Source organism: Peribacillus sp. NPDC096448 (assembly GCF_044762675.1).
Classification (GTDB): Bacteria; Bacillota; Bacilli; order Bacillales; family DSM-1321; genus Peribacillus; species Peribacillus frigoritolerans_B.
Window position 1 is genome coordinate 682609 of the sequence record NZ_JBIWEU010000001.1, and the last position, 22908, is coordinate 705516.

Annotated in this window: 20 protein-coding genes, 1 other RNA gene and 1 riboswitch; of the genes, 17 read left to right on the plus strand and 4 right to left on the minus strand. The window is 39.9% G+C overall.

From position 1 onward, the window contains the following. Nucleotides 1-19: 19 nt before the first annotated feature. Both ACIQ0C_RS03320 and recU read right to left on the minus strand, forming a co-directional pair. Nucleotides 20-2770, minus strand: a complete 2751-nt coding sequence (locus ACIQ0C_RS03320; protein WP_403056808.1) for a PBP1A family penicillin-binding protein — start codon at nt 2768-2770, stop codon at nt 20-22. Nucleotides 2771-2796: 26 nt separating this feature from the next. Beyond that, a complete protein-coding gene (gene recU / locus ACIQ0C_RS03325) occupies nt 2797-3408 on the minus strand; it encodes a Holliday junction resolvase RecU (protein WP_403056811.1) in 612 nt (203 codons plus the stop codon). 141 nt (nt 3409-3549) lie between these two features. Between recU and ACIQ0C_RS03330 the strand changes: the two genes are divergently transcribed. The 4 genes from ACIQ0C_RS03330 to ACIQ0C_RS03345 all read left to right on the plus strand — a co-directional run bounded on the left by ACIQ0C_RS03330 (nt 3550) and on the right by ACIQ0C_RS03345 (nt 6221). Further along, complete coding sequence (locus tag ACIQ0C_RS03330) at nt 3550-4491, plus strand: DUF2515 family protein (RefSeq protein ID WP_402840072.1); 942 nt, start codon at nt 3550-3552, stop codon at nt 4489-4491. Between the two features lie 355 nt (nt 4492-4846). After that, nucleotides 4847-5122 (plus strand): hypothetical protein, encoded by a 276-nt coding sequence (locus tag ACIQ0C_RS03335; RefSeq protein ID WP_402840074.1) that lies wholly within the window; start codon nt 4847-4849, stop codon nt 5120-5122. A 68-nt stretch (nt 5123-5190) separates the two neighbouring features. Beyond that, on the plus strand, nt 5191-5559 hold the full coding sequence (locus ACIQ0C_RS03340; protein WP_402840077.1) for a YppE family protein: 369 nt from the start codon (nt 5191-5193) through the stop codon (nt 5557-5559). Nucleotides 5560-5636: 77 nt separating this feature from the next. After that, a complete protein-coding gene (locus ACIQ0C_RS03345; protein WP_403056814.1) occupies nt 5637-6221 on the plus strand; it encodes a YppG family protein in 585 nt (194 codons plus the stop codon). A gap of 71 nt (nt 6222-6292) precedes the next feature. On the opposite strand, the gene ACIQ0C_RS03350 is transcribed toward ACIQ0C_RS03345, so the two are convergent. Further along, nucleotides 6293-6745 carry an Hsp20/alpha crystallin family protein gene (locus ACIQ0C_RS03350; protein WP_403056817.1) on the minus strand — a complete coding sequence of 151 codons (453 nt, stop codon included), beginning with the start codon at nt 6743-6745 and terminating at the stop codon, nt 6293-6295. 141 nt (nt 6746-6886) lie between these two features. On the opposite strand from ACIQ0C_RS03350, the gene ACIQ0C_RS03355 reads away from it, so the two are divergent. The 13 genes from ACIQ0C_RS03355 to ACIQ0C_RS03415 all read left to right on the plus strand — a co-directional run bounded on the left by ACIQ0C_RS03355 (nt 6887) and on the right by ACIQ0C_RS03415 (nt 22258). Continuing rightward, nucleotides 6887-7648, plus strand: a complete 762-nt coding sequence (locus tag ACIQ0C_RS03355; RefSeq protein WP_403056820.1) for an alpha/beta fold hydrolase — start codon at nt 6887-6889, stop codon at nt 7646-7648. A gap of 120 nt (nt 7649-7768) precedes the next feature. Continuing rightward, entirely contained in the window at nt 7769-10045 is a 2277-nt protein-coding gene (locus tag ACIQ0C_RS03360; RefSeq protein WP_403056823.1) for a DEAD/DEAH box helicase, read from the plus strand. 36 nt (nt 10046-10081) lie between these two features. Then, nucleotides 10082-11338 (plus strand): ribonuclease H-like domain-containing protein, encoded by a 1257-nt coding sequence (locus ACIQ0C_RS03365; protein WP_403056826.1) that lies wholly within the window; start codon nt 10082-10084, stop codon nt 11336-11338. Between the two features lie 453 nt (nt 11339-11791). Beyond that, on the plus strand, nt 11792-12253 hold the full coding sequence (locus ACIQ0C_RS03370; protein WP_403056829.1) for a CotD family spore coat protein: 462 nt from the start codon (nt 11792-11794) through the stop codon (nt 12251-12253). 65 nt (nt 12254-12318) lie between these two features. Then, nucleotides 12319-12870 carry an SLOG family protein gene (locus ACIQ0C_RS03375; protein ID WP_402840096.1) on the plus strand — a complete coding sequence of 184 codons (552 nt, stop codon included), beginning with the start codon at nt 12319-12321 and terminating at the stop codon, nt 12868-12870. Nucleotides 12871-13073: 203 nt separating this feature from the next. Beyond that, nucleotides 13074-13385: a cell division regulator GpsB gene (gpsB, locus tag ACIQ0C_RS03380; protein WP_061463822.1), complete on the plus strand. Its 312-nt coding sequence runs from the start codon at nt 13074-13076 to the stop codon at nt 13383-13385. A gap of 80 nt (nt 13386-13465) precedes the next feature. Next, nucleotides 13466-13855: RNase P RNA component class B (gene rnpB, locus ACIQ0C_RS03385), an RNA gene on the plus strand. 643 nt (nt 13856-14498) lie between these two features. Then, nucleotides 14499-15647, plus strand: coding sequence for a THUMP domain-containing class I SAM-dependent RNA methyltransferase (locus ACIQ0C_RS03390; RefSeq protein ID WP_403056832.1), 1149 nt, complete (start codon nt 14499-14501; stop codon nt 15645-15647). Nucleotides 15648-15840: 193 nt separating this feature from the next. After that, nucleotides 15841-16041 carry a cold-shock protein gene (locus ACIQ0C_RS03395; RefSeq protein ID WP_034307871.1) on the plus strand — a complete coding sequence of 67 codons (201 nt, stop codon included), beginning with the start codon at nt 15841-15843 and terminating at the stop codon, nt 16039-16041. 227 nt (nt 16042-16268) lie between these two features. Further along, a complete protein-coding gene (locus ACIQ0C_RS03400) occupies nt 16269-18182 on the plus strand; it encodes an ATP-dependent DNA helicase (RefSeq protein ID WP_403056835.1) in 1914 nt (637 codons plus the stop codon). Nucleotides 18183-18314: 132 nt separating this feature from the next. Continuing rightward, nucleotides 18315-19832, plus strand: a complete 1518-nt coding sequence (locus ACIQ0C_RS03405; RefSeq protein ID WP_403056838.1) for a carboxypeptidase M32 — start codon at nt 18315-18317, stop codon at nt 19830-19832. A gap of 259 nt (nt 19833-20091) precedes the next feature. Further along, nucleotides 20092-20193: riboswitch (purine riboswitch) on the plus strand. Between the two features lie 159 nt (nt 20194-20352). Further along, nucleotides 20353-20952, plus strand: a complete 600-nt coding sequence (locus ACIQ0C_RS03410) for a xanthine phosphoribosyltransferase (RefSeq protein ID WP_403056841.1) — start codon at nt 20353-20355, stop codon at nt 20950-20952. Then, nucleotides 20945-22258, plus strand: a complete 1314-nt coding sequence (locus tag ACIQ0C_RS03415) for a nucleobase:cation symporter-2 family protein (RefSeq protein WP_403056844.1) — start codon at nt 20945-20947, stop codon at nt 22256-22258. The genes ACIQ0C_RS03410 and ACIQ0C_RS03415 overlap by 8 nt, the downstream gene beginning before the upstream one ends. Before the next feature lie 508 nt (nt 22259-22766). On the opposite strand, the gene ACIQ0C_RS03420 is transcribed toward ACIQ0C_RS03415, so the two are convergent. Next, entirely contained in the window at nt 22767-22895 is a 129-nt protein-coding gene (locus ACIQ0C_RS03420) for a hypothetical protein (RefSeq protein WP_403056847.1), read from the minus strand. Nucleotides 22896-22908 lie beyond the last annotated feature (13 nt).

Genomic DNA, 22908 nt, shown 5'->3' on the forward strand with positions numbered 1-22908 from the left:
AGTCAATCTTTATATATATTTATTCCGTATCTTTGTTTGGATCTGGGTCCGGGTTAGGGTCGGGATCAGGGGTCTCGCCTGGTTTTTCCTCTTCTACCGTACCAGGGTCAGTGGTATCATCCCCGCCTTCGACGTCCTCATCACCCTTATTGCCATTTCCGTCATCCGTGTTGTTGCCATTGCCATTACCATTATTATCATTGTTGCCATTGCCATCATTGCCATCATTGCCGTTATTGCCATTATTGTCGTTATTAACGTTTTCGCCGTTTTCGGCATTGTTATTTTTGTCTTCATCTTGTTTATCTTCTTCGCCTTCAGGAGGGGTTTCTTGTTCCGTATCCTCACCTTCGGCCGGATCTTCAATTTCCACGTCCTCAGTATCCTCAGGGACTTCCGCTACAGCAGGTATTTTGACAGATGTACTTGCAGGATCACTTTGTTGGTTATCCACTAGAGCTACCACTGAGAAAGTATATTTACTTCCAGGTGTTGGATTAGGGATCGTTAAACTAGTATCCTTCGATTTTTTCAATACGCTCTGTCCTCCGCCGTCAACGGACATCTTAACCTCGAATTGGGTATTCCCATTACCTTTAGGATATGACCAAGATAGATTGATTTCATTGCTTTCCTGGTTGTAAGAAGCGTTAATGCCAGGAGAGTCGATTTTTTCATATTCTGTCGTCACTTGTGTAGGCTCGTGACCTTTAACATAATATTCATAAGTGATTTTACTGCTTGGTGTATATTCATTGGCTTTAACAGCTGGATTCGAACCTTTGATGACTCCGACCTTGACAACACTATCAGGTTGATCAAAGTCTTTCGTTTCTTTTGATTGGGCCATATGTTCCATTAAATTCTTAAAGATGTATTTAGGGATTCTTTGAGATGATTCACCCAGATATTCCATTTTCTCACCAGATGCGTTATCATAACCAGCCCAAACTGCGACTGTATAATTGGTTGTATAACCTGCCATCCAGCTATCCTTTACACCGGAAGATGGGATGTTGTTCTTTGCACGCTGTTCAGGCGTGAAATTGGTTGACCCGGTCTTACCGGCTACCGGGAGGCTAGGTATATTGGCTAACCTTCCTGTTCCATAAGCTTCTTTCATGACGCTTTTCAACATGTCCGTCACGATGAAAGCTGTCGAATCTTTCATGACCGGTTTTGATTCCGTCTTGTTTTTGATGGTTGTTTTATCACGTAAAACAATCTTTTTCACACTATGCGGTTCATTATAAATACCATTGTTTCCGAATGAACTGTATGCACCGGCAAGTTCAAGCGTAGAGACATCCTTACCGCCCCCCAATGCTGCCGATTCGGTAATTTCCTTGTCGAAAGGAATGCCAAGATCAGTGGCAAAATCACGTGCCCGGTCCAAGCCGACTGCTTGAAGCGTTTTTAAGGCAGGAATATTTAATGACCGTGCCAGTGCTTCGCGAGTCGTTACAGTGCCATAATGTCGTCCGGAAGCATTTTTAAGCGGTGTTCCATTACTGTAAGTGTATTCCTCATCCTTGATTTGGTGGTAGGTGGACCAATTTAAATATTCCACGGCAGGACCGTAATCCAGAATCGGCTTAATGGTAGAACCAGGTGATCGCTTGGCATCCGTTGCATAATTCCAGCCGCGTTTAACCGTCGTGTTCCTGCCGCCGCCCACTGCTTTAATTTCACCAGTTTCTGTATCGAGTAATGTGACACCGGCTTGGAGATCTTCACTTGGATAATTGATGATTTCATCACTGTTCAACATGTTATAAACATATTCTTGGGCATCTTTATCAATGGTCGTTTGGATTTCCAAACCATCGGTAAATACGTTATAGTCACCCATATCTCCGACTTCCTCAATTACCAAATCGATGAATGCATCGTATGCGGTGGTATCGATTTGGCTCTTATCGATTTCTTGAAGTCCTTCTGTTATATCGATGCTTTGTGCATTTTTCATTTCCGTTTCAGTGATATATCCATGTTTATTCATTAAGTGCAGGACAATATCACGGCGTTCTTTCGCACGTTCAGGGTATTTATACGGGTCATACCTGCTCGGGCTTTGCGGTAATCCTACAAGCATGGCCGCTTCGTTCAATTTCAATTCGTTAAGATCTTTACCATAATAAGTTTGCGATGCAGTTAAGATCCCGTTGGCACGGTTTGCAAAGAAAATCTTATTCACATACATTTCGAAAATTTCTTCTTTTGTATATTTTCTTTCAAGCTGTATGGATAGCCACATTTCCTGGACTTTCCTTTTAATGGTCTTATCAGGCGTTAAATAAGAACGCTTGATGACCTGCTGGGTCAATGTACTTGCACCCTCTGAGCCGAATCCGTTTTTGAAGTTGGCTATTACGGCACTGCCCAGACGTAAGAAATCGACCCCGTGGTGCTCATAAAAGCGGGAATCTTCCGTTGCCAGGAAAGCTTCTTCGACAAGATCGGGTATGTCTTCATAATTTACATAATCCCGGTTTTCCTTTCCGATTTCAGCAAGCAATTTACCATTTTCATCGAGAATCTTGGATGTGACCGGATCTTTCAAAAGCTTTTCGTCAAGTTCTGGAGCGTCGCTTATAAAGTAAGCCATTGCTGCTCCTCCGGCAACCAGGCCAATTATTCCGATTGTAACAAGTATAAGGAAAATCCGCTTAAGCATATTGGTTGGCTTTTTAGGACCATTCTTCTGTCCCTTTTTTTGAGTCTGCCCCTGCTTTCGGCGTTCTTCTCTAGTATTATATTTTTCAGCCATTACAGCTAACCTGCCTTTCTAAAAAACTAAAAATTTTCTGCGATGAGCGAATCTACTACTTTAATATAGTCAATTCTCGGTTGAAAGCCAAGAGTAATCTTTCGTGAACTGTTTTCAACCTCTTGAAGAGTTATAGATTTGCGTCCGCCTTCTTTCATTCTCTTCCAATAAAAACTCAGTTGTTCGGAACTCATTAGATATATATCATCCATTGCGGAAAACCGGATGATGACAAACGCAATTCCGTCATGCTGAACGATATGCTTCATATGTTCAATTTGATGGTCATGAAAATTCTTCAGCGGGAACGAACTGCTGTTTTTCGTTTCCTTTGCCTCAAAATCAATGTACTTTCCTTTATAAACACCATTATAATCGGTGGTCGATGCTTGTTTGAAATAAGCTTCTTTAATGACAGCAGCACTTCTTTTCGGATAGTGGACATCGACAATTTGAATGGGTGTCGGTTTTTTATGGATGACGGCAATGCCGTGTGCTAAATAATACTGATTGGTTTCGTTCAAATCGTCTTCCAATGTTTTTCCCCGGTTGCTGTAACTGATTTTTTTTAGTGGACTTTTCTTTTCTTCCATAGCCTGCGGTACAAATCTTCGTCCGTTGGGATAATGAAATGCCACTTTTACCCCTCCTTTTTTTCACTTATCTATATTAGCAAAAAAAGAATCCAATATGTGAATAAAAAGAATTGTTTCTTAGAACGATAGGATTTATGTACAACTATATGTCACAATTCATCGCTATAGAAAGGCTAGATGCGAATGTTAAAGACGGAAAAGCAATTGCTCCAATCCATAAAAGCCCAAACTGCAAAAGGGAATAGGGATAATATATCAAGAACAAAAGCATATGAACAATTTTTCAGAATCCATCCAGAAATACAATGGTCTTTTTTAGCTGGGATGGTTTCCAGGAATGCAGGCTGGAATATGTGTGATCTTGAAGGGATTTGGTTTTCCGATTTACTTGGCCTTAAATACAGGCATCACTTATTCCTAACGTATGAAGAAGCCAACTGGAGAATATTCCAAGATGCGTATCCGCAATTGCTTCTCTATCATTATTCGACGAAGTATGGACGTCCATTGTTTCACTTATGTCATTATTTTTTTATTACCAAATTCATGAAGAACGAATGGTATTCCTTTTGGAAACATGGAAATCGTGAAAAATTAGTCACTGCGCTTATCATAAATGAACAAAACATCATTGAAGAACCGGTTATTAAAAAGCAATCCTTCGTTTTTCATTCTCTATTATTTTTCCTGCAGGACTGGATGCATTTTAGCACCGTTTTATTTCCTACTTGCAATGGAGAACTGTATGGCTCGTCCGTTTCGCATTTTAGGAATATCGATAAAAGGATTGAATTGGGGAAAAGATTGGCTGGGCTTTTATTTTCTGAAGATCTATTTCCGCTATTTTATGAATTTTCCTGCAGGACAGAACCAACGGGTGCCAGATATGATTATGAACAATATCGAAAAAAGCCTAGGTACCATGAAACCCCGATGCTGAGGGGAGTATATCCATTGATTCATCATCAAGCAGGGGAGACAGAGCAATGGGATATGAAAAAAAAGGTTAAAAAGAAATGGTTCATTGAACCCAAATGGGAAGAAGACCCGCATTTGACCGAATGGTATGATCATAAACAAAAGCAGCTGCATACGGCAGCAATAATCAAAAAATGGATTTTATAATAGGAAACAGGGAAGGCGTCGATGAAGCCTTCCCTGTTTATCGTTCAGCATTTATGTCTTACGTAGAGGGGCGGTTTTCTCCACTAAGTTTCGGGTTTCCCATTCCTGCCTTTTTAGTGGGCGGCTTTTGTCGTTTTTCGTTTTTTTGCTGTCTGCTTTCATTCGACTGCATAAAATCACCTCCTGTCTGTATTCTTGTTTAAAACTTCATTCTTCATTCTGCCATTGTTGTCGAAGGGCATAATAAATTAAGTGAATTGCACTTTCTTTGCCGATTCGCTTCTAGTTTTGTCAGTCATGAAGGGCTTTCAGATAAAAAAAAGAATAGTACAGGTAAAGAATGGGAGGGATCAGAATGGTCAATAAAAGTGTCGCAACAGAAGAGATATTAAGGATGATAGCTGAGATCAGTACCAGCCTGGATCGTTTGGAAATTTCATATGGGGAAACTGTAAATACAGTGCGGTGTAAACTATGGGCGGAGCAATATACATTAGTTAATGAAGCCCAGGAAGCCATTGAGAAAGCCGAGGATTATTGGGTGAATGCTGAAGGTGTGAACCATTCCTTTTCCATTATTCCGGAAAAAACAATTATAAAACACAAGGTTTTCACTGAATTGCACGTATAATCCCAGGAATATCATTTTATAAAGAACTGGATTATACTAAGGGAAACAAATGTACGGAGGAATATATTGTGCAAAAAGAAAAACTGCAGCTATTAACAGAACAATTAATTAAATATACGGACCAAGCGGATGATATTTATGAAGGTGTACGGAAGGAAGGAAAGGAAATGGATTTCTTTTCGGAAGTAAAGCCGTTTGCAGATCAGGTCAGGGCCGTATGCATCGAATGGGAAACCGGAATGAAGGAGTGGATGAAAGAAACCGAATTTAGGCATCTTTTCCCCGAGCAAATCGAACAAACCGCCCATAACCTTTCCGATGTGGCCGTTCAGGCATTTTTTCCTAAAACAAGTTATAAGCGATTTAAAAGCCATGTCCAGTCGATTGAATTCATCCTTAATAATGTAAAAACGGAAATCGATCGGATTTTATCATAAAAACACCTACACTTTATTATCTCTTTTTTCATATATTATCAGAACCATGTAATGAAAAAAGAGGAGGGCTCATTGACATGATGAGATCCGGTTATAACCAAATCTCCCCAAATCAAGGACAGTTTCCTCAATCAATGCCGGAAAATTGGGGAGGATACCAACAGCCTATGCCGTATCCTCCGCCAAATAATCATAATCTTGAACAACCATTTATGTATCCATATCATCACCAGGATACAGGGGGCTATATGACGCCATATCATGATCCTTATCAGCAGGCGGCCTATCACCCATTCCAACCAGTCCAGCAGCAGGCGATGCCTGTAGGAGCTTATCCGGGCAACAGTGTAATGCAGCCAATGACACAAATGCAGCCAATCCAGTCCAATCTTCCACCGCAAGCTTTTAGTCCGTTCGCCAATCCGTTACAGCCAGCTAAAAGGCCTCCGCAAAGTCAGCAGCAGGCTCATAATCCATATCCTAAGCAGCAATTCATGCAAAAACCCCAGCCATCGGGTTTTAAATCGGTCATGAATCAATTCAAAACACAAGATGGCTCCATGGATATAACGAAGATGATGAACACAGCTGGACAAATGATGAATACAGTTTCTCAAGTATCTTCAATGGTCAAAGGAGTAGGGGGCTTCTTTAAATCATAGATGGTTGTGAATAAAGGAAAAGCAGACTTACAAGTGACCAGCCACTTTTTTAAGTCTGCTTTTATTCATGCCTAATGGATTTCAATCCGATTCCCTCTGATTTTGGGTAGGTGAAGCGTGAGGATGCCATCGCGATGTCGAGCGGTCACTTTTGCTTCATCAATCGGTTTTGGAAAAGAAATGGTTCTTGAAAAAGTACCGGCTGAAACTTCCTTTTGGAACAATCCTTGATTTTTATGCTTTCTATCTACATGGTTTGCAGATATGGTTACTGCATGGGCCAGAACATCAATTGATATTTGGCTGCGTGCAATTCCGGGTAAGGTTGCAGTAATTATATATTCTGAATGCGTTTCGTGAATATCAACCGGAAAGCTGCGTTCTTTCGCCGAACCGAAGAAATCGTCAAGAGATTTCAGCATGCCTTTTGGGGGCCTTTCGGAAAACAGCCGATCCATTTTGTTTATGAAATGGGAAAAGGGTTCTATTCGATTCCGATTATTATTTTTTTCAGAAGAGGTCATCACGGTGCTCCTTTCTAAAAAATTCCTTTGCCTATAAGCTATGTGAGGAATGAAGAAATGTGAATCCACTGTTGGGTTTCAGATACAGTTTCATAGGGAATAACGTTACTGAATGATTAATAAAGGAAATGAGGGTTTAATATGACAGATAGCAAACTTTCCTACATAGATACCGGGAAAGGTAATGAAACATTGTTGTTTATCCATGGATTTTGCGGAAGCCATGAATATTGGAGTGACATCATTGCTGGATTAAAGGAAGAATACAGGGTTATTGCCGTTGATTTACGGGGACATGGTGCAAGTGAGGAAATAGGGGGATCTTTCTCGATTGAAGATATGGCTGCTGATATTGCGTCATTTTTGGAAGAACTGGAAATCGGACAGGTATATATGTTTGGTCATTCGCTTGGGGGATATATCACCTTGGCATTCGCAGAAAGGTTTCCTGGGAAATTGTCTGGTTTTTCATTGGTACATTCTACCGCTTTCCCAGACGATGAGTCTGGAAAGGCAGGGCGCTTAAAATCTGTCGAGAAAATCGAAAGTGAGGGAATCCCTGCTTTCATTGACGGACTTATACCAAAGCTTTTTGCTAATTCAGATGATCCCAATATTGAGCATACAAAGGAAATTGGATATAAAACAAGTGAAATTGGTGCGATAGGGTCTTTACATGCCATGAGGAACAGAATAGACAGAAATCATGTTCTCAAAGATACGAAGTTGCCTGTCCTTTTAGTTGCAGGTGAACAGGATAAGGTGATTCCCGTTGAAAAAACTTTTTCTGTAAAAGGAAGCCATATCAATGAAGTTATACTTAAGGGCAGCGGCCATATGGGAATGTTGGAAGCTCCAGGAAGGCTAATCGAAGAAATCATTCGCTTTGTCGAGAAGAATTAATGAAAAAATGACCGGGCTGGAAACGAGATGTCGACGTTTCCAGCTTTTTTTTTGAATAGGAAATAGTTTCCCTTTTGCATAGAACGTTCATTCGGTAGAATAGGAGTATGAGGTGGTTAAATGAAACTGCGAAAAAATTTACAAGAAATCATCAAGGATTTAAAAACAAATGAAGACTTTAAAGATAATATAGTACATTGGCAAGTAATTGAAGCAAAAGAGGCAAAACATGTTCCTTTTCCCGATGCAATGAATGATAAAATCAAGCATGCTCTTGAAATACGGGGGATAAATGGGTTGTATACCCATCAGGCAACTGCATTTGATGCTGCTGTCAGTGGCAATAGCCTTGTAGCGGTCACGCCTACAGCTTCTGGTAAAACATTATGCTATAATTTGCCGGTCCTTCAAAAAATACTGGAAGATGAAAAAACCAGGGCGCTTTATATTTTTCCGACAAAAGCGCTAAGCAATGATCAAAAAAGCGAATTGAATGAAATGATCCATGAAATGGATGCTGAGATAAATAGTTATACATACGACGGGGACACACCTTCAAATATCAGGCAAAAAATCCGCCAGGCAGGGCATATCGTGATCACCAATCCTGATATGCTCCATTCCGGAATCTTGCCCCATCATACGAAATGGGTCTCTTTGTTTGAAAACTTGAAGTATGTGGTCATCGATGAACTCCATATTTACCGCGGCGTTTTCGGAAGTCATACAGCCAACGTCATAAGAAGGTTAAAAAGGATTTGTAATTTTTATGGAAGCGACCCTGTATTCATCTGTACTTCCGCTACGATCAATAATCCAAAAGAGTTGGCAGAAGAGCTTACGGAAAAACAAATGGTCCTTATCGATAATAACGGAGCCCCGAGTGGGAAAAAGCATTTTGTGTTTTACAATCCCCCAATAGTCAATAAACCGCTGAACATACGAAGGAGTGCGGTTTTGGAAGTCAGGAAGCTGGCAAATGAATTTTTGAAAAATAAAATTCAAACCATCGTTTTTGCGCGAAGCAGGGTTCGTGTGGAAATTCTATTGACATATTTACAGGAGCTTGTGTCAAAGCAATTGGGGCCAAAATCGATCAGGGGCTATCGCGGTGGATATCTGCCAACACAGCGCAGGGAAATTGAACAAGGCCTCAGGGATGGTTCCATTTATGGAGTGGTTTCCACAAATGCACTTGAGTTGGGTGTCGATATCGGCCAGCTTCAGGTTTGCATAATGACTGGTTACCCTGGATCCATATCGAGTGCCTGGCAACAGGCGGGAAGGGCAGGAAGAAGGCATGGGGAAGCGTTGATCATAATGGTCGGCAGTTCCAGTGCCCTTGATCAATATATCGTACAGCATCCCGATTATTTCTTTACCAGAAATCCAGAAACGGCAAGAATCAATCCGGATAATCTTTTGATCTTGGTTGATCATGTAAAATGTGCAGCATATGAACTGCCATTTAAAAAAGGCGATACCTTTGGGGGAACAGAGATTATGGACGTTCTTGAATTCCTTACAGAAGAAAGGGTCTTACACCTGAATGGGGACAGATGGCATTGGATGAATGATGCTTTTCCCGCAAGCAATATCAGCCTGCGTTCAGCAGCACAGGAAAATGTCGTGATCATCGACCAAACGAATGCACCGGTTAATCGGGTCATCGGGGAAATGGATACGTTCAGTGCAATGACCCTTCTTCACGATGAAGCCATTTATTTGCACCAGGGAATTCAATTTCAGGTGGAAGAACTTGATTGGGATGAAAAGAAAGCTTATGTACGTGAAGTCAATGTGGACTATTATACGGATGCTAACCTTGCTGTTCAGTTGTCTGTATTGGAAGTGGATAAACAGCGAACTTTCGCTTCCACAGCAGCTGCTTTTGGTGATGTCGCAATTCGGGCAATGCCTACGATCTTCAAGAAAATCAAATTCGAAACTCATGAAAATATTGGTTCAGGGCCAATCAGTCTCCCGGAGATGGAACTGCATACGAGTTCGGCCATGCTTTCCATGGATCCTGATATATTCAATTGGGACGAAAATCGAATAGAACAAGGAATGATAGGTGCCTCCCATGCGCTAAATTACATGATTCCGCTATATGTCATGTGCGATCCGCATGATATTCATGTGTATCCTCAGGTTAAGGCAGCGCATAATGAAAAACCGACCATTTTCATCTATGATAGTTATCCGGGTGGCATAGGGTTAAGTGATAAAGTATATGAAAACTCTGAAGTCATCCTGCTGGAAACAATATCAATGATCGAAAATTGCACATGTGAAAGCGGCTGTCCTTCCTGTATCGGTACGGAATCCGCAACGAAAACAGCCAAGAGTGATGCCAAACAATTATTAGGTCAATTTTGTAAGCAAAAACATTAATAGGTTGTAGTGATAAGTGAAAAGAGGTGTAATTTTATGTCTTTAAAAAATAAATTAAACCGTATGAAAACCCATATGAACCTAGGGAAACATCCTTCTCCTATACAAGTGAATGACCAGAAAGAGAATGAAGAAATTCCCTACTTTGAAAAGTGGCTGGAGAACGATACCGTTTCCTTTCATTTCGATGGTGACTATTGTTTCATTAGGGAAGTCCGCTACCCTATAAATCACAAACACGGGTTATATGCATTTTCCGAACTGAAAAAGGTCGTAAAAGAGTGGAATCAAACTTCACTGGAGCATCCACTCTCCGCCAGGGGCGTTAAATGTGAAGATCTGTTTTTCTTCGATACGGAAACGACAGGCCTTGGAGGCGGAGCGGGCAATACCATTTTTTTACTTGGTTATGCGTATTTAGAAGGTGAAGAAGTTGTCGTGAAACAACATATCCTTCCACAGCCCGGAAGTGAAATCCCGCTTTATCAAAGCTTTCTTGAAAATATAAATTACGAAACGCTTGTCACATATAATGGTAAATCCTTTGATTGGCCCCAGCTAAAAACAAGACATACCTTGATAAAAGAACATGTACCAAAATTACCGGAGTTCGGACATTTCGATTTGTATCATGCTTCAAGACGCCTTTGGAGAAACAAATTGGAGCGAGTGAAATTATCAGCGGTCGAAACAGATATTCTAGGTGTACATAGAGAAAATGATATTCCTGGATATTTGGCGCCGATGATTTATTTTGATTTTGTTGAGAGGAAGAATCCGGAAATTCTGTTTGGGATCATGAAACATAATGAATTGGATATCTTATCACTGATCACATTGTATATTCATTTGTCCCGAAAAATCCTCCAAATCGATGGATATACGGAAGAGTCCATGGAAATTGCACGATGGCTCGATTATTTGGGGAAAAAAGAGGAGTCAGTAGAGACATATCAAAAAATATTGGAAGCGGGCAGTCAGGAAGATCGGATAATGGCTGGCCATGCTTTAGCCTTCCAGAAAAAGAGGCTAAAACAATTCAATGAAGCTTTGGAGATTTGGAAGGATGTCGCCTTAAAAGGGAATGTGCAAATGAGGATACAGGCACAGATTGAATGTGCAAAATTATACGAACATCAATTTAAAGAAGTCGGTCAAGCTCTAAAATGTTCAATGATCGCCCATCAAGAGATGGTAAGGGAAGGGATCGCTCCGGGAAAAAAACAATTGGAATTGGAAAAGAGGATTCGGCGGCTTGAAATGAAAGAGGATTCAAAGGATATTTCTGTATAAAATAAAGGAATGAGAATGGTCTTTTAGTGCAAAAGGCTGAAAATAAAAAATATGTATACAATTATTGTAGCCTTCAACTATTGTGTGTAAAATGGAAAGAGTTGAGGGTGAAATTCCAAGCGTTCATTTCATACCTTTACATCAAATAAAATTAAGGTGAAAGCGGAGCGGAGAAATGTATAAAACGACTTTATTTCTATTTTTTGTTGTCCTTTGTTTAACGATTGTTTTATTTACTTCATTAAAAGACAGTCTCTATTCCTTTTTGTAGAAAATTATCCTCTGTACATTTGAAGATAGCATTAATATAAATAGTGTACTTATCGACAGCCATACATCGTTTTATACTTATTCTGTATAATTAGGTCATTTCATCAGTACACGTATCCCCTTTTTTTCATAGTCTGTAATGGTAAGGCTAAACTTATCATGATGAAAGGGGACGAATTATAAATGTATTTTCGTAATTGTGGAGGAAATAAACCCCATGTAATGGGCGCATCCGACAATGTAATGGGAGCATACGGGAACGCACCTGGAGTAATGGGCGCATCAACCGGTAAACACCCCAACAACGTAATGGGAGCGACAACCGGTAAAAACTCTAACGTAATGGGAGCCTTTAGTCCGATGGCTGTGTCTCCAGCGCAATATGGCCCAACACAAACATCTCCATCTCAAGTTGCCCCAGTGCAAGTCTCTCCAACACAGCAATATGTCAATACGAATGTATCGAACACAGTGATTCCTGTCGTTCATCCATCACATACTACAAATGTCAATAAACATGTGAACACGTTTAAGCATTATTTCCCACATACTCAATCCGTGGTGAATGAGTGCTATAATCAACACTTGATATGTGGAAGGCCGCCGCAAAACCCATGCTGTCCACCTAGGCATTTCGGATACTAAAAAATAAGGGCTTATTAAGCCCTTGTTTTCTTACATAACATGTTAAAAGGGAGATTGACTATGCAATGAAGGTTTTGTATATGACGGGCTACAAAGCTTTTGAATTCGGGATATTCAAAAATGACCATGAAGCCGTAAAATATATAAAAAAAGCGATGAAACAGCGTCTCCTGCCATTGGTGGAAGATGGGCTGGAATGGGTGATCATCTCAGGTCAGTTGGGTACGGAATTATGGGGTGCCGAAGTGGTTTTCGAATTACAGGAAGATTATCATCAGCTTAAATTAGGGGTGCTTACTCCTTTCCTGAAACAGGAAGAGTCATGGAACGAGACGAATCAAGAGTTTTACCGATCCATATTGGCCCGTGCAGATTTTGTTGAGTCCATTTTCAACAAACCTTATGAAGGGCCGGAACAGCTTAAAATCAAAAATAGGTACATGGTCCATAAAAGCGATGCCATGCTCATCATTTTCGAAGCCGAAAAAGAAGGGTCAGCCCGATATCCATATTTCGAGGCGATGAAAAAAGCCGAAACACAGCCATACCCCATCTTTCAGATAAACTTTGATGATCTGCAACTGGCTGCGGAAGAAGCGAGCTGGTCCGAAGAATGACGGAGTGAAAATAATTATGGATTAAAAGTTGTTTCTAAAGCATATTCATATTATTATGAAATTTAGATACAGATTTAATGGGAATACATATCGTTCACTGAAACAGTAAGCATACAAAAAGGTGTTTCATTGACAAACCCAAACAGATTTGAAAAAATAATAAAAAGTCGATTGTATTGGCGAAAGTATTGAGGTGAAGTCTTATGCTATCCGATAAGATAAAATTAACGGCTAAAGATATTCTTGAAAAAGATTTTAAAACAGCCATGCGCGGTTATAAACCTGAAGATGTGGATCAATTCCTGGATTTGATCATTAAAGATTATGAAGTGTTCCATCAGGAAATTGAAGATCTTAAACAAGAAAATCTTAAATTGAAAAAACAAGCCGAAGAGAGTACAAAACGTCCAAATCAACCTGCTCCAAGTGCCACTCCGGGAACCACTAATTTTGACATCCTAAAACGGTTATCCAACTTGGAAAAGCACGTTTTTGGTAACAAGCTTTTTGACTGAGGTTTTGCATTGTAAAAGTGAATATTATTTTGGTATTGTGTTTTCATGAATAATGGAGTATAATCAATTATGTTATGTTAACGTTTGGGTAATTGCTGCTGCATTTATGCAGTAGAGGAAAGTCCATGCTCGCACGGACTGCGATGTCCGTAGTGTTCGTGCCTGGCGAAAAAATAAGCTTGGGCAGCAATCTTGGATTGCTGACGGCTGGGAAAATGCCTAAGTCCTTTTGGATATGGTATGAATACCTATAAAAGTGCCACAGTGACGTAGCCTTTACAGAAATGTAAAGGGTGGAACGAGGTAAACCCCACGAGCGAGAAACCCAAATTAATGGTAGGGGCGCTTTCTTCCTTGGAAATGAACGAGGAGAAGGACAGAAGCACATGCTTCTGTAGATAGATGATTACCGCCGAAGTACGAGACGCGAGTCGCTTGCAGTACTGAGGAACAAAACATGGCTTACAAAACGTTATCATATAACACCAAAAGCACAACTCTCCTTTTTAAAGGGGAGTTTTTGTTTATGGAGATTGCCCTATTTATAAAAAAATTGGGCATTACCATTTATTTTTCGTATTCTTAAACACCGCTGTGTTAAACTTAGAACTTGGCAAGTTTTTCATTCCATTCGAAAAGGGTCAAGAGGAAAGAAAATGGCTTGAATGAGGGCCGACGGAAACGTTTTTAAAAATAGTGTTGGAATGTTAAGCATTTCCTTGATTCTGGGTATCCTATTTATAAAGGTTCCTTAACTCTTCTGTTAGCCCTAAAATGAAGGTAACAAGCCAGATAACTTCAAATCACAGGATAATGGATGAGGATCATACATAATTGGTTGTGATTTCAATCATATAGTTGCAACGTGTATCTTAAGATGCAGTGATAATTGAATAAAGCGTTATTTCATGGTAGTTAATAAATGTTCCCGCTATATGATCATGATATAAGCTAGGCAAACAATGAAGAATTCTAACTAAATATAAAAAGGCGGTGGACCTTTTAAATAAGGTTTACATGTAAAAAATCAATGCCTGATTCTTATATACATAAATGAAAAAATTCGGAAAAGGTGCCATTGATTTGGATTAATGGAAAGAAGGTGCAGAGTTAATGAAACAATTCGATATTATCGCAACATCAGCAATGGGATTGGAATCAATTGTTGCCAAGGAGGTTCGAGATCTTGGTTACGATTGTCAAGTTGAAAATGGTAAAATTACCTATAAAGGGGACCAATCAGCCATTGCCCGCTCTAATTTATGGCTGCGCAGTGCCGATAGGGTGAAAATAAAAGTCGCTGAGTTTAAAGCATATTCATTTGATGAGTTGTTTGAAAAAACAAAGGCATTGAATTGGGAAGATTACTTATCAGCCGATGTCGAGTTCCCCGTGAGTGGAAAATCCGTCAAGTCAAAGCTTTACAGTGTCCCTGATTGTCAGGCTATTGTCAAAAAGGCGATTGTTGATAGATTGAAAAGTAAATATAAGCAAGTGTCTTGGTTTGCAGAGACTGGTCCTTTGTTTAAAATTGAAGTGTCTATTTTAAAAGATGTTGTGACACTTACCATAGACACTTCAGGTGCAGGTTTGCATAAACGGGGATATCGAACCGGGCAGGGGGAGGCACCCCTTAAAGAAACATTGGCGGCTGCGTTAATCATGCTGACCAATTGGAAACCGGATAAACCTTTCATAGATCCATTTTGTGGATCTGGAACGATTCCCATCGAGGCGGCCTTAATTGGACAGAATATAGCACCTGGGTTTAACAGGGAATTCGTATCTGAAACTTGGTCATGGATGGACAGCAAGGTTTGGGATGAAGCACGAATCGAGGCTGAAGATTTAGCCGATTATGATCAGTACCTGGACATAACCGGTTGTGATATTGACCATCGAATGGTCGATATAGCTAAAGCGAATAGTTTTGAAGCCGGTCTTGGTGATTTGATTGAATTCAAACAAATGCAGGTGAGGGATATCTCGACCAGGAAAGAGTATGGTGTCATTGTCGGGAACCCGCCTTATGGAGAACGTCTTGGTGAGAAAAAAGCGGTTGAGCAGATGTATAGAGAAATGGGCCAGGCCTTCAAGAAGCTTGATACATGGTCAGTATACATGATTACCTCGAATCCTGACTTCGAACAGCATTACGGTAAGCCTGCAACGAAAAAAAGGAAATTGTTCAATGGTTTCATCCGTGCGGACCTTTATCAATATTGGGGGAAAAGGCCGCCAAGACAGCCTCAAGGTGAATAAGTAGGTAGAATATAACGGAGGATTTTGCTACTCAGGACGAATTATTCATAATAGGTTCCAGTCTTGCTTATCATTTCCTTTTCTGTTATTCTAATAATGAATTATTTTTGTTCAGATTTAAGGAATACCTTAATATTCTTTTGAGCAAGGATAGTAATATAATGTGTGGAGAACACACTAGGAGGCAACAAAAATGGAACAAGGTAAAGTAAAATGGTTTAACGCAGAAAAAGGTTTTGGATTCATCGAACGTGAAGGTGGAGACGATGTATTCGTACATTTCTCAGCTATCCAAGGCGAAGGTTTCAAAACACTTGAAGAAGGCCAAGATGTTACATTTGATGTAGAACAAGGTCAACGTGGACCACAAGCATCAAACGTAAACAAAGCTTAATTCAACCCTATATTATTTACAGACAGGCTCTCTTTTGGAGCCTGTCTTTTATTTTACGAATTGGGCAACCAGGCAGCATACATAGAAAACATACATAATACGTTTCATTTTCTAATGGTTGGTAAATACCTTGACTATTAATGTGAAATAAAGGATAATATACTTTTGCCTAAGATTATAATGATTCGGATTCTATATACTGATGATAGATAAAAGGGGAGACCAGGATGCTTAAAACACTGCCTTTTTCGGTAACAAAGGAAGATTCTTTTTACGATAAGCTCTCAGAATGGATCGGTGATGTTTTTTACGATATTCTTCCCGAAAAAGGATTTGAGCTGCGTGACGAACAAATTTTCATGGCTTTTCAGTTAGAAAAAGCCTTTAAGGAAAAGAATGTAAGTTTTGCTGAAGCAGGGGTAGGGACCGGTAAGACATTGGTCTATTTACTATATGCGATTTGTTATGCGAGATATACGAATAAACCGGCAATTATTTCGTGTGCAGATGAAACGTTGATTGAACAGCTTGTCAAAGAGGAAGGCGACATCCAAAAAATCAAGAATGCTTTAGGTATTGAAGTGGATGTTCGGCTTGCCAAATATCACGATCAATATGTATGTCTTAAGAAGTTGGATTATGCAGTGAATCATGAGGATTCAGAGGGAATAGATCAGCTCTATGATGAACTTCCCAAGTTTGTCCATGATAACTCATCCATGAACGCCTATACAGCATATGGGGACCGTAAGCAATACCCATATTTAAATGATGAAGACTGGTCTAAAGTTGGCTGGGATCAACTCCAAAACTGTTTTACATGTGATAAACGCCATCGATGTGGGCAAACCCTTTCACGGGACCACTATCGAAAATCAAGTGATTTGATCATTTGTTCACATGACTTCTTCATGGAGCATGTATGGACTAAGGAAAAGCGTAAGCGTGAAGGACAGCTACCATTGCTGCCTGATCATAGCTGCGTTGTCTTTGATGAAGGTCACTTACTGGAATTTGCTGCTCAAAAGGCTTTAACTTATAAAGTTGGGGAACAAACCCTTGCCTCGGTTTTAGAATTGCTTACAGCCAATCAGGTTCGTGAAGAAACCTTATACATCATTGAGGATTTAATTGATATCAATGAGGAATTTTTTGATTTGTTGGGTGAAAAAGCGATACATGTCAGCGGATCTAATCGTTATGAAATCCCAATGTCCAAAGAAATAACAAGCTTTGCCCATAAGCTTCACAAAAAGGTTGAAGAGTTAGAGGAGAACCTGGTTTTTGAAGCGGAAATGTACACGATCAATGATTATGATTTAAAAGTGACGGAAGAATATTTAGAGCAGCTGGGCTACTCCCTTTCTCTATTTGTAAAGGATGAACAGGCCGTATCCTGGTTTGAAGAAAATGAAATGACCAAAACATTGGTCATCATGCCAAGACTCGTACAGGATATTTTGTCTGAACAGGTATTCTCTAAAAAAATCCCTTACATTTTTTCATCGGCTACATTATCGGATAATAAATCCTTCCAATATATTGCAGATAGTTTAGGGATAGAAAAGTATGACAGCTTCTCCGTTGAATCACCATTTGATTACGATGAAGTCATGAAAATGAACATGCCGGCCTTCGAAAATGGAGATCAATTGGCTAAACTTCAATATACGATGAAGACAATTGAGGAAAATGAAGGTCGAACACTAGTGTTGTTCCAGTCAAAAGAAGAATTGCATTGGTTCAAGGAAAACTGCCCAATATCTTCTTATCCATTTTATTTTGAAGGGGAAGCGGAAATCAGCGAGCTTGTTAAGAAGTTCCAAGAGGATGAGCAATCTGTCCTTTTCTCCTATCATTTATGGGAAGGGCTTGATGTTCCAGGACCTTCACTACAAAATGTTGTGATACACTCCCTGCCATTCCCGCCACGCGATCCAGTTTTCGAGGCAAAACGCAATTCGGTTAACGACCCATTTGAAGAAGTGGACCTTCCTTACATGCTCCTTCGATTGCGCCAGGGAATAGGGCGTTTGATCAGGACGAGCAATGATTCGGGGACAGTCCAGATTTTGATTGATAAGGATCTTTCGGAACAGGTGAAAGAGAAGATTGTATCCATTCTTCCTGTAACGCTTTAACTAAATCCTATCCAAAATAAGAGCCAAGGCGCCCCTTGGCTCTTATTTTATTTTAATTTATTAATCGGAGTGGTTCTGATATGAATGATTTTTGTATAATATGGTAAAGTGTAGTTGGAAGGAGCAGTGAATATGACAAAAAAGGGTATCGATCTGATGGAAAAAGAGTTTAAAGAGTATGTAAAGAAAATCTCGGCGTATAATGAAGCACTCGCGTTAATTTTTTGGGATTTGCGTACAGGTGCACCGAAAAAGGGAGTTGAGCAGCGTTCCGAAGTTATCGGCGTGCTTTCCTCCGAAGTGTTTAATATGAGCACAAGTAAAGAAATGGAATCCTTCATTGCAGAACTTTCGATGGAGAAGGCCTCTCTTAGTGAAACTACTAATAAAATGGTGCAAGAGTGTAAAAAAGAGTTTGAAAGGAATAAGAAAATTCCTGCAAACGAATATAAGGAATTCGTCATTTTACAATCGCGTTCTGAAAGTGCATGGGAAGAGGCAAGGGAAAAAGCTGATTTTTCTTTATTTCAACCTTATCTGGAGCAAATTGTAGCTTATACACGTAGGTTCGTAGAGTACTGGGGATATGAAGGGACGAAATATAATACCCTTTTGGATATGTATGAACCAGGCATGACTGTAGATATACTTGACAGCGTATTCAGTGACCTTCGGTCGAGCATCGTCCCTTTGGTAAAACAGATTTCAAAAAGCGAACATAAACCTGAAACAGTGTTCCTTTATAAAGAATTTCCAAAAGAAAAACAGCATCAACTCAACTTGGAAATATTAAAACAGCTAGGATACGATTTCAAGGCTGGCAGGCTGGATGAAACAGTTCACCCTTTTGAAATAAGAATGAATAGGGGCGATGTCCGGGTGACGACCCGTTACGATGAAAGTGATTTTAGGGGGGCAATCTTTGGTACCATCCATGAATGTGGACATGCCATTTATGAGCAGAATATCGCCAAAGAGTTAACCGGAACACTTCTTGATTGCGGGACCTCCATGGGAATCCATGAATCACAATCTTTGTTTTTCGAAAACTTCATTGGACGGAACCATAGCTTCTGGAAAAATAAATTCTCCTTATTAAAAGAATATGCCCCCGAACAATTCAATGACGTGACGCTGGATGAATTTTACCGGGGCATAAACGAATCGAAACCATCGTTCATCCGTATTGAAGCAGATGAACTGACGTATCCTCTACATATTATGATTCGGTATGAACTGGAAAAGGCTCTCTTTAATGGAGAACTCGAAGTGAAGAATTTACCGGAAGTCTGGAATGAAAAATACAAGGATTATTTGGGAATTGTTCCTGAAAATGATGCCATGGGCGTGTTGCAAGATGTACACTGGGCAGATGGCAGCTTTGGTTATTTCCCTTCTTATGCATTGGGATATATGTATGCAGCCCAAATCAAGCAAGCTATGCTTAAAGATTTGCCTGATTTTGATGGACTGTTGGAAGCGGGTAATATAGCGCCAATCAGGGAATGGCTTAATGAAAAGATACATAAATACGGAAAAACCAAAAAACCTATGGAGATTTTGAAAGAAACGACAGGGGAAGGCCTGAATGTTCAGTATTTAATAAAGTATCTTGAAAATAAATATAAAGAAGTTTATAAAATCAAATGAATCAAAGGAAGAAGGACTTGCATTAAATGTCAAAGCCTTCTTCTTTTTTATGGGTCACCACAAAAGGGCATGAGCAAAATGCCAGTAAATGTTATATGAAGTGGGGGGGTTAAATGGGAATATCCCATGTTACTTATGCTTGTGATTTTACCAATTTTCTAATAATACGAATGATGATTTATTTTTTTGAATGATAGTTCGGTTTTTTTATCAAAAATTACTTTTCAAATAGAGCCAGCATTGTTATAATTCATATATTAATAAAATATAAAGTTTCACTCGTATAATAGCAGGGATATGGCCTGCAAGTTTCTACCGGATTACCGTAAATAATTCGACTATGGGTGAGTAATAGATCTTGTTGCGTAAATGAAGGCTTTTGCTGATTCATTTTTCATTCATGCCCAAGAAGTATTGCTTCACTCCAAAAAAGTGCCGCAATGTTTCTTGGGCTTTTTTATATGCCGGAAAATAATTGCCTGGTTTATGGGTAATACATCCAAGATTGGGAGGAACCTTCATGCAACTTTTAAAGGAAAAAATCTTGTCCGAGGGTCAAGCTTTATCGGAAGACATTTTAAAAGTAGATTCATTCTTAAATCATCAAATGGATCCTATGCTAATGAAAGAAATTGGTAAAGAATTCGTTAAACGTTTCGAACAAAAGGAAATAACGAAAGTGCTGACGATTGAATCTTCAGGCATTGGGCCTGGTTTGATGGCTGCCCTGGAAATGGAAGTTCCGCTCATTTTTGCCCGTAAACGTAAATCACTTACTTTAACAAAGGATTTAGTGACGGCGTCCGTTCATTCCTATACAAAAAAAGAAACCAATACCATAACCGTATCCAATAAATATATTGAAGCTGGAGATAAGGTTTTGATCATCGATGACTTCCTTGCTGTCGGACAGGCTGCCAGGGGCTTGGTGGAAATCTGTAAGCAGGTTGGAGCAGAAGTGGCCGGAATCGGCATCGTGATTGAAAAAGCATTCCAAAGTGGTGGTAAGGATCTTAGGGAACAAGGTTTCCAAGTGGAATCACTTGCACGAATTGCTGAGTTGAAATTCGGTGAGATAACGTTCGCCGATGAAAAGGAAGGAGCAGCAGTCAATGTCTAATCAATCACCATTAAAAGTTGCTTCATTAGGATTACAACATGTTCTTGCCATGTATGCCGGTGCAGTCGTCATTCCATTGATAGTCGGTGGGGCGCTGGGATTGACTGCTGCGCAGTTGACTTATTTAGTTTCGATAGACATTTTGATGTGCGGGATAGCAACTTTATTGCAAGTGTGGAAAAATAAATTCTTTGGAATTGGGCTTCCGGTCGTCCTGGGCTGCACATTCACAGCAGTTAGCCCGATGATTGCAATTGGTACGCAATATGGAATCAATTCCATTTATGGATCTATTTTGGCGTCGGGTTTAATCGTCATTATCATTAGTAAGTTCTTCGGAAAACTGGCAAGGTTCTTCCCGCCCATTGTCACTGGATCGGTCGTTTTGATTATTGGCATTACGCTCATTCCTGTTGCCATCAACAACCTCGGTGGAGGCCAGGGAGCTGCTGATTTCGGAGACTTGAACAACGTAGCTCTTGGTTTTGGAACTTTGTTATTCATCATATTCATGTATAAATTCTCGACGGGATTTGTCCGCTCCATTTCAATTTTATTGGGGCTGTTAGTCGGAACCTTTGCAGCCTTCTTCCTTGGAAAAGTGGATTTTAGCTCGGTTGTCAGTGCTAATTGGCTGCATATGCCACATTTTTTCTACTTTGGGACTCCGACATTCAACGTCACGGCAATCATTACAATGACATTGGTGGCGATCGTCAGCTTGGTGGAATCGACTGGTGTTTATTATGCTCTTGGTGAAATCACGGACAAAGAGATTTCAGAAGACGACCTAGCTCGCGGATATCGTGCTGAAGGTCTGGCCATCATGATTGGCGGCTTGTTCAATTCGTTTCCCTATACGGCATTTTCACAAAATGTCGGTTTGATTCAATTGTCGGGCATTAAAACAAGGAATGTCATATACACAACAGCGGGCATTCTCATTTTCATTGGATTTGTTCCAAAAATCGGTGCATTTACGACAATTATCCCTTCATCCGTACTTGGCGGTGCAATGGTTGCGATGTTCGGGATGGTAATTGCCGCTGGAATTAAGATGTTGAGCAAAGTGGATTTTGCTTCTCAAGAAAATTTATTGATCATCGCTTGTTCAGTAGGGATGGGACTTGGGGTGACCGTCGTTCCTGAGCTATTTGCACAAATTCCGGAAAGCTTTCAAATCTTAACGGAAAATGGTATTGTAGCCGGAAGTTTGACAGCCATTTTCTTGAATATCGTCTTTAACATCGTCCCTACAAAAGGGAAAGTGAAGGAAGGGCGTATTGAAGGGCAAAATGTAGCTTGATTAAAAATAGATTCGTAATCTTGATAGATTCACCCGTTTACACGCCCAAAATCCTCAGGTGATGAGGATTTTGGGCATTTTTTCGTTTAGGCAGAAGAATATCATTAATAATGAAATTGGAGTTTTGTCAGATAAAAGGAAACTCTCTTCACTTTTTGAATATATTGATAGTATATGTTCAGGAAAGTAGTGATAGGGATGGAGAAAAAATATTGTATTCATTGCCGGACCATACTAAGTCAGGAGTATAGGTGCAGTGTGTGTGGAAAAGAGGAGTTTCAAAATATCATTATACAAGTGCAAAATCAATCTTCAGTGAAGAAAGAAGACTGAAAGCGCCCCCTTACCGATTATAGGTAAGGGGGTTTTATAATATCGTGAATACAATTCGATCATTAAGATGATATGAAGGGTACCCACGCTTTTTAATGAAATTGTAAATGGATTGCTTCATGGAACCCTTTCATTTTGCTAGTGCCCCCAATGACGTTTGGCGGTGGAATATCAATCAATGCTTTGTTTCTGCTAAAGAGGTGGCAATGTTACCGGCAAGCATGCTGCCGAATACTGCTGCAAAAGATTCAAGCTTTTCACCTTCTAACGGCATGCCAAACATGCTTTCACCTATTTTGCTCATCCGTTTATACCCT